Source organism: Bacillus sp. 1NLA3E (assembly GCF_000242895.2).
Classification (GTDB): Bacteria; Bacillota; Bacilli; order Bacillales; family Cytobacillaceae; genus Bacillus_BU.
In genome coordinates this window covers 1,316,524-1,328,725 of the sequence record NC_021171.1, presented here as the reverse complement: position 1 = coordinate 1,328,725, position 12,202 = coordinate 1,316,524, and the positions used below count along the sequence as shown (strand labels likewise).

Here is a 12,202-nt window from a genome sequence, read left to right as displayed (position 1 = left end):
CTGTTTGCCGCCCCTACTATTTTACTAATCTTTTTTTGGTTCATCTGAAAAATACAGTCTTATGGTTGAACCTTCTTTAATTTTCACACCTGGCTGTGGAGATTGCTTTACCACTGTATTCCCTTCTCCACTTGCATCAATTTTTAGATTTACAAAAACTTCACCAAGATCCGTTTTCGTTAACCCTACCACATCTGGTACCTCAATCATTGGAACATCAAGAAAGTTCTTTTTCTTCTCAATCTGTGTTTTTCGAGGTTCAACACCAAGGACGGGAAGCACATCCTTCATGATATTTCCGACAATCGGTGCAGAGACTTGACTACCAAATTGGATTGCCCCCTTAGGATTATCCACCGCAACGTAAACAACAATTTGCGGGTCATCTGCTGGAGCAAAGCCAATAAACGAGAGAACATAATTATTTTCGAGGTATCGTCCATTCTGCGCCTTTTGCGCTGTCCCTGTTTTTCCTCCGACCCGATAACCATCAACAAAAGCCTTACCCCCTGACCCTTGAGCAACAACGTTTTCAAGAGCAAACCGAACCTTTGCTGATGTTTCTTTAGAGATGACATTGCGCTTTGCGACAGGAGAATTCTTCATGACCACTTCTTTAGTCGCTGGGTCAATCAATTCTTTTGCTATAAATGGGGTATATAACGTCCCACCATTTACAGCAGCTGATATTGCAGCAACCTGTTGAATCGGCGTAACCGATACCCCTTGTCCAAATGCTGTAGTGGCTAATTCAACTGGGCCAACGCGATTTAATCTAAATAATATTCCCGTTCCTTCACCTTGAAGGTCAATCCCTGTTTTCTCACCAAAGCCGAAGTTCCGAATATATTTAAATAAAGTATCTTTCCCTAACCTTTGCCCTAATTCAACAAAACCGGGGTTGCAGGAGTTTTGGACTACCTCAAGAAACGACTCACTTCCATGACCGCCCCGCTTCCAACAACGCAATCTAGCACCGCCTACCTTAACAAAACCAGGATCATGAAACCGATCTTTTTCAAGGTCAACTTTTTTCTCTTCCAAGGCTGCAGCTAAAGTAATAATTTTAAAGGTCGAACCTGGCTCATACGTACTCCAAACTGGTAGATTCCGATTATAAACCTCTTGTGGAACATTTCTAAAATTGGCCGGATCAAAGCTTGGACGACTCGACATCCCCAAAATTTCACCATTATTTGGATTCATTGCTATTGCCACAATTCCATCTGGATGATACGTCGCCTCAGTAATATCAAGCTCCCGTTCAATAACGGTTTGAATTTTAGTATCGATGGTTAGTTTTAAATCAAGACCATCTACTGGCGGTTGATAATCATCAGCCATATCATTCATCCGTTTTCCTTTTGCATCGGCATAAAATTTAACTGAACCTTCTTTTCCATTTAACTCTTTATCATAATAAAGTTCCAACCCCATTAACCCTTGGTTATCAACACCGGCAAAGCCTAACACATGAGATAAATAGGTGCCAAATGGATAGTGCCGTTTTGAATCTTCACCAATATAGACCCCTTTTAATCCTAATGACCTAATCTCCTTGGCTTTCTCATGCGAAATCTTTCGACCTTCAGGAATTCTCTCAATCGAATTCTTTTTGGTTATATGTTGATATGCTTTTTCCTTTGACATATTCAAAACAGCCGCTAATTTTTCAGCCGTTTTTACCGGGTCAACAATTTGCCTGGGAACAACATATACGGTTGGGGAACTAATATTGGTAGCCAACTCCACATCGTTCCGATCAATGATTTCGCCTCGTTTTGGTTCAAACGGTATATTACGGCTCCAAGAATCCTTTGCTCGATCCGTTAACATTCCACCTAAAAAAAACTGGACATAACCAAGCCTCATATCAATGATTAAAAATATTAGAAGCCCGACTAAAAGTGCTATGGCTAACCTTTTCCGGACCGTGACTTGAGATACACGCATAATGAACGAAACCCCTTTCTATTAGGCTCGTTCATTTATATGCTTGTACATTTCTCAATAGAACGTGTTACAGATTAATCCTGAACGTCTACTTCTTGATTATTAACTGTGTCTTTTTTTGATTTATCCTTTTCGGATTTTTCCTTAACCTCAGTAGGGACCTTACAATCTACGATTAAATAGCTGCCTTTTGTTAAGACTGTTCCTTGCTCAATGTTTTGGGTAATGACATAGCCAGTTCCGGAAACCGTTAATTTTAAGCCAGCTACCTTCGCTATTTTCATGACATCCCGTCTTGACCAACCTGTAAGATCAGGCATTTTGAGGTTACCATCTGTTTTTAGGACCACCTTTTCTCCTTCAAGAATTTCCTCGTTTTGAGCAGGTAGTTGCTCTATCACAGTACTTCCGTCACCAATAATAACGTGTTGCAAACCTTTTTGATTTAATGTTTCTTTAGCACCTTCAATGGACATTTGTGTAAGGTTCGGTAGTGTGTTTATTTTTGCCTTTTCCACACTTCCCGGCTTTATATTTAAATATTGAAGACTGTTTTTCATTACAGGGTTGAAAATCATTGAGACAGGTATTGAGCCATCAAAATAGCTTTCAATTTCCGGTTGCTGGACTGCTACATAAACGACTAGCTTAGGGTCATCTTTTGGAGCCATTCCTAAAAATGAGAAGACGTAATTTTTTGCTCCTGTCAAATAACCCTTTGCACCAGGAATTTGCGCCGTTCCTGTTTTTCCGGCAATATCATAACCATCAATCCGATAGCGACTTCCTGTTCCATTCGGAGATGTAATAACCGTTCCTAGGATATCTCTTACTTCCTTTGCTGTTTCTGCAGAAATTGGTGTCCCTGCAACTTCTGGTTTTTCCTCTTTAATAGTTTTGCCAGTATTCGGATCGACAATTTTGCTAATCACATGAGGTTTCATCATTTTCCCATCATTCGCAACCGCTGTCGCCGCTTGAATTTGTTGAATAGGTGTAATAGCCGTCCCTTGTCCAAACGCTGTTGTTACCTTATCAATCGGATAACGGAAAACAATGCTTCCAGATGTTTCGTTTGGTAAATCGATTCCTGTTGGTCCGTCAAAGCCAAACTTAGTTAAATATTCACGAAATTTATCAAAACCAAGTTTCTCGTTAGCTAATCGGGCAAACCCAACATTTGAGGAACGTTGAACCCCTTCAAGAAATGAAATCGTTCCCCAACCGACGCCGTTATGATCATGGATAGATTTAGAGTTTGGTGTTACTTTATATGATCCAGATTGATACAATTCATTCGGATTAAAAGCCCCTTCATTTACTGCTGCAGACAAAGTAAAAATTTTCATCGTTGAACCCGGTTCAAAGGAGTCCTCAATCGCCTCATTACGCCAGCTTTTTTCTAAACCCTCTCGTGTTTTAGGATGAAAGGTCGGTCTTTGCCCCATAGCTAGGATTTCCCCAGTTTTTGGGTCAGCGACAATAGCAATCATTTTTTGGGGCTTGTATTCTGCGACAACCTTGTTCATGGCGTCTTCCAAGAAAGTTTGGATGCTTTTGTCGATTGTTAAATAGACATCATCCCCATCATGAGCAGGGGTTATTTTTTCCTTCCCATCAGGGAGCAAATATCCCCAAAGATCACTTTCATAGTCGACCTTCCCATTTTTCCCAGTAAGAACATCGTTAAGAGTACTTTCCACCCCTAATTGACCAACCGTTTTACTACTGCCATCTTTTTCTTCCTTTTTTTCAACAAAGCCGACTAAATGGGATGCGAAAATACCATTAGGATAAAACCGTTTCTTATCACGCATAAAAGTAATTCCTGGTAGCTTTAGGGCTTCAATTTCCGTTTTGACTTGATGAGAAACATCTCTTCCTGCATTTCCAAATTCAACTTGAAATGGTCCCTTTTTTGATAACTGTTTATAAATTTCATTTTCACTCATTGGAATATATTTTGCTAGTTTACGTGCCGTCATTGCCGGGTCGACAACATGTTTTGGATTTTTAGGATCAGTTGTCATCTTTTTATCTAAAATTGCCACAATCTTATAGGAAGTTGTATCCTTAGCTACCACTTCTCCCTTCCGATCGTAAATCGTTCCTCTTGAGGCATCGATCACACTTTCCTTCGTGTATTTCTGCTGTGCTTTAGCAGCTAATACCTGACCATGAGCTTCACCCGTTATTTGCATCGAAAGATAGTGAAAAAGTAAGACAAAAAAGAGCAGGCTAAATATTACAAATAATATCGCTGCTCCAATGTTCATATTGGGTTGTTTTTTTATCATTATTACTGCACAACCTTAACATTATTTTCATTTAACTGTAATCCAAGCTCTTTAGCCTTCTCCCAAATCCGCTCATATGTGCTTAACTCACTCACTTGAACTTCAAGGTCACTGTTCACCTTTTGCTGTTCCTGAATTGATACTTTCATATCCTGAATGTCTTTATTAACATCATAGATAGAGGCTTGGTTGGAGACAATTTGTACCGATCCTATGCAAATTAACGCTCCGAATATTAACCCTAAAATTTTTTCACCAGGGGAAAACCAAGCTTTTTTCACAGTTGCTGTTTTTGATATTAGATTTTTCCGCTGCTCCGTTTCTTGCTGCAACTTTTTTGCTAAATTGCTCATTTATTTCCCTCCCGCAAAATGTTAAAAAATTTTATATGTTTTTTTCTACAACTCGTAACTTAGCTGATCTGGCCCGATTGTTTTCAACAAGCTCTTCTTCGGAAGGGACAATCGGCTTCCGAGTGATAAGTTTCATTAAAGGCTGGTATTCCTTTGGAATAATTGGTAATCCATGAGGTAAGTTTGGAGTTTCACTTGCCTTTTTAAAGGTTACCTTACAAATTCTATCTTCTAAAGAATGGAAGGTAATCACACTGATCCTCCCTTGAGGATTCAGTATATCCATCGCATCTTTGAGTGATGATTCGAAAACCCCCAACTCATCATTAACGGCAATTCGGATTGCTTGGAAAATTCTTTTTGCGGGGTGACCGCCTTTTCTCCTTGCAGGCGCTGGGATTGCCTCTTTAATGAGGTCGACTAATTCAAAGGTTGTCTCGATTGGTTTTATATCTCGGGCAGCCTCTATTTTTCGAGCTATTTGCTTAGAAAATTTTTCTTCACCATATTGGAAGAAAATGCGGACTAAATCTTCGTATCGCCATGAATTTATGACATCGTAGGCAGAAACAGAGGACTGTTTGTCCATTCGCATATCTAAAGGAGCATCATGATGGTAACTAAAACCACGTTCGGGATTGTCTAATTGTGGGGAAGAGACACCAAGATCATATAAGACTCCGTCAACATGATAAATACCCAGATCGAATAATTCTTCTTTTAGATTTGAAAAATTGCTTTTAATCATCGTAATTTTATTTTTATGTTGTGATAGCTTTTCCTTAGCGTAGGCAATAGCTGTTTCGTCTTGATCGAAGGCAAATAAATGACCTTTATCCGACAATTTGGAAAGAATGAGTTCACTATGTCCTGCACCACCTAATGTGCAATCAACATAAATGCCATCCTGTTTTATATTTAATCCGTCTACTGCTTCATGAAGCAAAACTGTTGTATGCTTAAACATGTTTTCCCACCTTTCTAATCGATTCGACTCTCTTTAGAGCGTTTAAATATCAAACCCAATCATATTTTCTGCAATTTCTGCAAAAGATTCCTCGGACTTTAAGAAATAGTCTTCCCAAAGATCCTTGCTCCATATTTCAATTCGATTAGAAACGCCAAGAACAACACATTCCTTGTCTAAATTAGCATATTGAAGCAGTGGGGCTGGGATATTGATTCTCCCCTGTTTATCCAGTTCACATTCAGTGGCACCAGAAAAGAAAAATCGGGTAAAGGCTCGAGCATCCTTTTTCGTTAAAGGAAGTCCCTTTAGTTTATCTTCCAGTAGTTTCCATTCATTGATTGGGTATCCAAATAAGCATTGATCCAAACCACGCGTTAAAATAAACATATCGCCAAGGTCCTCACGAAACTTAGCTGGTACGATTAAGCGGCCTTTGTTATCAACGTTATGATGATACTCACCCATGAACATATAAACTACCCCCACTTTCCTTTCTAAATTTACCACATCCCCCCACTTTTCACCACTTGTTTTTAGTATTCTATAATTGCCAAAGAATTCCTTTAATATTTCTAAAATTTCCACTATATATTTATTGTTTACTATAGAGTTGAATTTTATTTTTCATGCGAATCCCGCATTCTATAAGGATTTTCTATTCGATTTTTAGAATAAAAAAATAGCAAGTAAATGGAATTTTTTATTAGTTAGGTTTTTAATCGACATTTTTCTGGGTTTTACTCTTATTGTCTGTCATAAAATTGTCGAAAATTAACGCTTTTTGACCCCAAGAAAACTATCACGAGTTGAAACACCAACCCTTGCATGGAAAAGAATGAATAAGGAGCAGTATACCAACATAATAAGGCGGTGTGAGCAGAGCTAACTTCACCCAAATATAGTGAAAGATGTATATTTCTCACCACCTATAGCTAAGTTGATTCATTTATGCGGCGCTCCGCCCCTTTTCCAAAAAAAAAGAGACGATCGACATGATCAGTCTCCATTTCCTACTATATTTTGATAACTTTATGGTTTCCATCAAATTGATAATCCAATTTTGTTAGTTGACCTACCAAACCAAATCCATATTTATTGAAAAAATAAAATGGATTTAAAACCCTCTCTTGTGGAGAACCACTTGGTCTTAGTGAATTTCCAACTCGATCCATTTTTTGCAAAATCACTTCATGCTTTTTCTCGATAGATTCTTCAATCTTTGTTTCGATAAATTGGATTTGTTTCAGTAAAATAGCCTCATTTTTCTTGATTAACGGCAACAATCCCTTATCAATCGGTTCTGATTTGGCGAGTATACTATGATACTGTTTTGTAAGCTCCATTTTTAAATAAAGAAAATGTTGTGCTAAATCTGGATCCTTGACTGAATCAATAAACAAAGCTCTAAGCTTAGTTATTCCATCACGGATTACTTCATTTAAGTCCCAACCTAATTCATGTATGTCAGTTTCAACTGATCTTTCTAAAAGAGTGATATTCAATCTAGGCACAATTGGCGGCATTTTTATTTGAAAATGTTCAAAAACTTGCTTTAGTTCACTCCAATAAGCAATCTCCCCTGGTCCCGCAATGAAAGCTAAGGTAGGGAATAGCCATTCTTGCATCAGTGGTCGAGTCACAACATTATTACTCAATCTCTCAGGTTGTCCGCTTGCAATCTCTATTAAAGTATCGAAAGAAAATTGAATGGATCCATTCTTTCCTACAAATAGATTAGTTTCAGGCTGAAATTCCAGTAAAATGCGAGATTGGGTGACTTCATCATAGTAAAAGATGTTTGCCGCATTTTCATTAATCTCTATTGCTTGACTAAAACCAAACTGCTTTAATTTCTGCTGCTGATTGAAAACTACTTCTGTCATTTTTTTATTATCAGTAATTTGGCGAATAAAAAAGCTTGATTCTAGACTTCGCAGCTTTTTATTGCCAGAATCAATGATTAATAAACCGAATTCTTTGAACATCTCCATAATGATAAAAGCGAAAAAATCAACAAAGGTTTCAGATTGTTCTATTGCTTTATGAGCAAAGCTGAGAAGTTCCTTCGTATGGTCTGTCTCTCCGAAGGTTTCAATAATCTTTTCGACCCATGTAAAACATTTGACCTTATCAATTCTAATATCAGAGACCATTTTCTTTTCAAAAACAACTTCAGGATAGGTAACTTTTTTGATTCTTTTATCCACTTCTGCAAAAACATGATTTACTTCCATATAATCATGGTCCTCGCCCGCAATCCAAAAAACTGGAACAACAGGAATACCAAGCTCTTTTTCCTTTTGATTTGCTAAAACTATAATTGAAATTACTTTATGTATGGTATATAGAGGTCCTGTCAACACGCCAGCCTGTTGGCCGCCAATCACCACTACACTATCCTCATTCTTTAGCTTTTCGATGGAGTGTTTTACTTGCGGAGAAGATGGGAATCGATCCATAAAAAATTCAATATGTTCAGCTACCTCTTGCCTCAGAAACGAACGCTTTTTTAATTCCTCTACACGCTCAATGTAATCCGATGCCTCTTGATAGCGATAGTGAAAAAATTGTTGTATATCTGGTGTTTGTGCCAAATAATCAGTTGCAAACCGGTTATTTGCCGGGAGCGAGAGATTTAACATCTCCATTGATGTACTTCCTTTCTTGTCAACGAAATTCATTCCTTAATGAGTATAGCATTTTCACATTTGAAAAGAAAAAATCTTTGCCTTAAGAACATTAAGGGGATAGTAGATTGCTTACTCTTTGGAATAATCCAAGTATCAGTAAAAAAATATGCGCTGTGAAGAATAGTAAAAAATTCATCCGCCAAAATCCCTTGAAAATTGGACGAAAAACAATTTCATGCTTTGTTTTCCAATGAATAAACACAAAAACTAATGCTACTAAAATTAATACCAAAAAAATAGCCCACAAAAACGATTTTTGCCATAAAACAAAAATGATTTGGTTAACAGATAGTATGAGCAAAATGGTGCTCCAATCAATTGCCAAATGAAATGCTCGACGGCTGCTTTTGAATATTTTTTTACTAACGAAGTAAATAACGATAAATCCTAACAGTGGTACCGTTACAAAAGCTGCGATGACATTAGCAAAAAGCTCAGACATTTAGATTGTCCTTTCCTTTATACTCCTTTCCTCTTACAAGGTTGTAAAATAGTCTAACAACCGGAGCATATATATCATTGTTTTCTGCCTCTTCAAGCAGGTATCCTAAAATTGCGTCAACCTCGGTTTCCTGGTTTCGATCCAAATCCTTCAGCATCGACGACCGATTTTGAGCCGTATTATTACAAACCTTCACAATATGATTGAAGTAATCGGTCTGATTATCAAGTTTTAAAATCTTGGTTAATTCAGAAAAAATATTCTGGAGTATTTTATAATAATAGGGATTATCAATTAATTCGCCATTCTGAACTTGTAAAACCGCCGTTAATGGATTAATCACTGCATTCACAATTAATTTTTTAATGAGCATGTTGTAATATTCTTCTTCAAATACGAATGGAAACGAACTAGGGATATCCTGTGTGAGTTTTTTTAGATACTCTCTATCTCCCCGAAATACCGCAACCCGTGTTACTCCATCGCCATTGTGGTGAACCGTATTTCCATTCTCCCGATATGCACCATGTTCAACAGACCCAACATATACCTGTTGATGAGGAAGAGACGATAATTGCTTAACATGACCCATACCATTCTGCAAGAAGATAAGCCTTCCCCCTAGATCACCCCGCTTTGAGACCACGGTTAGAACTTGACCCAACTGATATTGTTTTACAGTAACAAAAGTAATATCTTCAAGACCTGCCCAACTATCAACTTGAACAGCAGATACATGGGCATGTTGAAGTTGTTCCTTTTTCTTCAACCAAATTCCCTCTCTGTTAATTAAATCTGCCTGTTCTATTGTCCGGGTATAAATTGTGACTGAAAATGCCTGGCTAAGGTAATAAGCATACAGAAGCCCTATAGAACCTCCACCAATAATTCCAATTCTCATATACGCAAACCTTCTTCAATTGTTTACTTCATATTTTAACAGAATTTAATGAAATGAATAGTACTAGCTTATCGCAAAGATAAAATTGCAGAAATTTTTGAATTTTTGTTATATAATGAAAAATAACGATATAATATAGAAATGTGATAGTTTTCACTTAACATTTCCTTAATACACATTCCAACAACACCGTTTTGTGACTATTGGATATAGGAGGAGAAATATGGAAGTAAAAGCAGAGAAATTAAGGGTGAATTATAAAACTTTAGAAGAGTTCACAAAATTTAAAGAATATGGTCTTCAGGAATTATCCATGGGAGAGGATTTAGAAGCTAACATTATTGAAAATGATAGCGCTTCCCCGTTTTATGGCATTTATTTTGCGGACAAATTAGTTGCCAGAATGAGCTTATATCAGGTTGATGCACGGTATAACCGATATTTCAGTCCTCCCAAGGATTATTTAGAATTGTGGAAGCTAGAAGTATTGGCGGAGTACCAAGGTAAAGGGTTTGGTAAAGCTTTAGTTGAGTTTGCCAAAAGCTTTGGTTACCCAATTAAAACAAATTCTCGTGTTAAATCAAAAGAATTCTGGGAAAAAATGGGCTTCTCTCCAGTACGTTATGATACTGGGCGCGATTTAGGTGAAAATCCACTCATCTGGTTTCCAGAAGGATTCAAAGAACAAATCCTATAAGTTAATGAAGGAAAGCGGACAAACCATTGTCCGCTTTCCTTCATTATTTTTCAACTCTTTCAAGATTTCCGTTTTTATCCATTTGGAATTTTACCTTTTGCTGGCGATCCTCTTCTTGTAGTACGACCATTTTTCTCGCCCGTTCCATTATCTCAATTAACGCTCGATAATCTTCCTCAATGATTCTAAGTTCTTTCGATAATTTCTCATTTTCTGCTACTAAAGAGGTCGATTGTTTCTCTAGATTTTTTATTTTCATTTCATATTTTTCAATATTCTCTACTTGGACACTTTGCTTTTCTGCCTTCTCATATAAACCTTTTATTAAATCAATGATAACGGGAAAGGGTGGAAGGGTTTTTTGTTCTGGTTTATAGACAAGACCACTTGAAATAACGTCGTCAGCTACTAGATGTTCCACTTCAAAATCATCCACATGCTGTTTCTTGGTTTCTTTTCTCTGTTTCTTTGCTAGTTCTATTCCTGATTGGTATTGCTTCCTCACAAAAGAATTCCATCGAAAACCGCACGCTGCTGATGTTCTAGACAATTGCCTACCTACTTCTTCAAAAGCTTGTAGCTGTGTACCGCCGTCTCTGATATGGCGTAGTACCACCTCAGCAAGCAAAAGGTCTTCGTCCTGAGACCAAGCGTCTTGACGTGTTATTGGCATACTATCCCTCCTAGTCTTTTTATTCATTCATATGCATCTACTAGAAAAGATAGAATTCAAAACACCTATTTACTTACGAGTTAAAAAGCTATTTACAACTGCGTGATGAGCATCGGACTCCCAAAGACGCGCACAAGTTCGCACTTCTTCCTCAATTCTTGCTTTTATACCTGACTGAATCCATTTTCGAACAAGCATTGACTTATAAGCCTCTAAAACTCCTGGTTCAATAGCAAAAACATTTTTATAATAATCTAAACAATTTTCTAGTGGGTCACCTTCAAACACAGCATCTATGAATCCAAGCTCCACTAAGCTTTCAGCCTTGTGCATCTGTGCTTCCATTAATAATTTCATCGCGCCTGATGCAGCAATTTTTTCATAGAGAATGGTTCCCCCACCCCACCCAGTAGTAATTGCTAGTGTACCTTGGACAAATCCAGCTTTTGCGCCCGATTTAGCAAATCGGAAATCACATGCTGCAGCTAATTCACAACCACCCCCCATTGCTGTACCATTGATAAGAGCGATGGTAGGCTTAGGCAGCAAAAGTAATTCAACAAGGATTTTCGACATTTTTGAGAGCATATTATAAGCTTGTTCCTCTGTTTTTAACTCATGAAATACTGATAAATCTCCTCCAGAGCAGAAGGCTTTTTCACCTTCTCCAGTTATTATGAGGGCCTTCAATGAATCACTTTTCATTCTTTCAATGACAATTTCTAAACCTTCCATAATGTCATAGTTAATCGCATTTCGTTTTTCAGGTCTATTGATTGTAAATAATAGGAGCCCTTGCGGCAATTCTTCAATCTTGTATGCGTTGTTCATGTCAATCCTCCAAAATATTGCTTTTTTCTAATTGTAGAAATTATCCGACAATTTTGCAATCATTTCTTCCTAAATAGCAGAAAAAGATCATAAAACGACAAAAAGCACAAGGAGCATAAGGCTCCTTGTGCTTTTTATCAAGAGGAAAAATTAGTCGTTTGCTACAACTTCTTTTCCTTTGTATGTTCCACAAGCTTTGCATACACGGTGAGCAAGTTTCATTTCACCACAGTTTGGGCATTCTGTCATACCTGGAACTTGTAATTTGAAATGCGTACGGCGTTTTCTTTTCACAGTTTTAGAAGTTCTTCTAAAAGGTACAGCCATTCTTCCCACCTCCTTAAAGAGAATTAAGAATGAAATGAAGTTCAGATATATTCAGATCTTCACGTTTC

General features: G+C 37.5%; 12 protein-coding genes. 1 reads left to right on the top strand and 11 read right to left on the bottom strand.

All coding sequences use genetic code 11. The features are described 5' to 3' along the window. Positions 1-24 precede the first annotated feature (24 nt). From B1NLA3E_RS06495 to B1NLA3E_RS06460, 8 genes are all read right to left on the bottom strand, one after another. Positions 25-1,953, bottom strand: a complete 1,929-nt coding sequence (locus B1NLA3E_RS06495) for a stage V sporulation protein D (protein ID WP_015593040.1) — start codon at positions 1,951-1,953, stop codon at positions 25-27. Positions 1,954-2,027: 74 nt separating this feature from the next. Then, positions 2,028-4,250, bottom strand: a complete 2,223-nt coding sequence (locus B1NLA3E_RS06490; protein ID WP_015593039.1) for a penicillin-binding protein — start codon at positions 4,248-4,250, stop codon at positions 2,028-2,030. A 2-nt stretch (positions 4,251-4,252) separates the two neighbouring features. Next, positions 4,253-4,603, bottom strand: coding sequence for a cell division protein FtsL (ftsL, locus tag B1NLA3E_RS06485; protein ID WP_015593038.1), 351 nt, complete (start codon positions 4,601-4,603; stop codon positions 4,253-4,255). 31 nt (positions 4,604-4,634) lie between these two features. Beyond that, positions 4,635-5,570 carry a 16S rRNA (cytosine(1402)-N(4))-methyltransferase RsmH gene (gene rsmH / locus B1NLA3E_RS06480; protein ID WP_015593037.1) on the bottom strand — a complete coding sequence of 312 codons (936 nt, stop codon included), beginning with the start codon at positions 5,568-5,570 and terminating at the stop codon, positions 4,635-4,637. A gap of 42 nt (positions 5,571-5,612) precedes the next feature. Further along, positions 5,613-6,044, bottom strand: coding sequence for a division/cell wall cluster transcriptional repressor MraZ (gene mraZ / locus B1NLA3E_RS06475; RefSeq protein WP_015593036.1), 432 nt, complete (start codon positions 6,042-6,044; stop codon positions 5,613-5,615). Positions 6,045-6,586: 542 nt separating this feature from the next. After that, a complete protein-coding gene (gene bshC, locus B1NLA3E_RS06470; protein WP_041580359.1) occupies positions 6,587-8,221 on the bottom strand; it encodes a bacillithiol biosynthesis cysteine-adding enzyme BshC in 1,635 nt (544 codons plus the stop codon). 91 nt (positions 8,222-8,312) lie between these two features. Next, positions 8,313-8,705 (bottom strand): DUF3397 domain-containing protein, encoded by a 393-nt coding sequence (locus B1NLA3E_RS06465; RefSeq protein ID WP_015593034.1) that lies wholly within the window; start codon positions 8,703-8,705, stop codon positions 8,313-8,315. Then, entirely contained in the window at positions 8,698-9,606 is a 909-nt protein-coding gene (locus B1NLA3E_RS06460; RefSeq protein WP_015593033.1) for a 2-dehydropantoate 2-reductase, read from the bottom strand. Before B1NLA3E_RS06460 ends, B1NLA3E_RS06465 begins: the two co-directional genes overlap by 8 nt. 223 nt (positions 9,607-9,829) lie before the next feature. On the opposite strand from B1NLA3E_RS06460, the gene B1NLA3E_RS06455 reads away from it, so the two are divergent. Next, positions 9,830-10,303 (top strand): N-acetyltransferase, encoded by a 474-nt coding sequence (locus B1NLA3E_RS06455; RefSeq protein ID WP_015593032.1) that lies wholly within the window; start codon positions 9,830-9,832, stop codon positions 10,301-10,303. Positions 10,304-10,346: 43 nt separating this feature from the next. Here the strand turns inward: B1NLA3E_RS06455 and B1NLA3E_RS06450 are convergent, their stop codons facing one another. The 3 genes from B1NLA3E_RS06450 to rpmF all read right to left on the bottom strand — a co-directional run bounded on the left by B1NLA3E_RS06450 (position 10,347) and on the right by rpmF (position 12,134). Then, positions 10,347-10,976, bottom strand: a complete 630-nt coding sequence (locus B1NLA3E_RS06450) for an RsfA family transcriptional regulator (RefSeq protein ID WP_015593031.1) — start codon at positions 10,974-10,976, stop codon at positions 10,347-10,349. A gap of 69 nt (positions 10,977-11,045) precedes the next feature. After that, positions 11,046-11,807 carry an enoyl-CoA hydratase/isomerase family protein gene (locus tag B1NLA3E_RS06445; RefSeq protein WP_015593030.1) on the bottom strand — a complete coding sequence of 254 codons (762 nt, stop codon included), beginning with the start codon at positions 11,805-11,807 and terminating at the stop codon, positions 11,046-11,048. A gap of 150 nt (positions 11,808-11,957) precedes the next feature. Continuing rightward, complete coding sequence (gene rpmF, locus B1NLA3E_RS06440; RefSeq protein WP_015593029.1) at positions 11,958-12,134, bottom strand: 50S ribosomal protein L32; 177 nt, start codon at positions 12,132-12,134, stop codon at positions 11,958-11,960. Between the last annotated feature and the right edge of the window lie 68 nt (positions 12,135-12,202).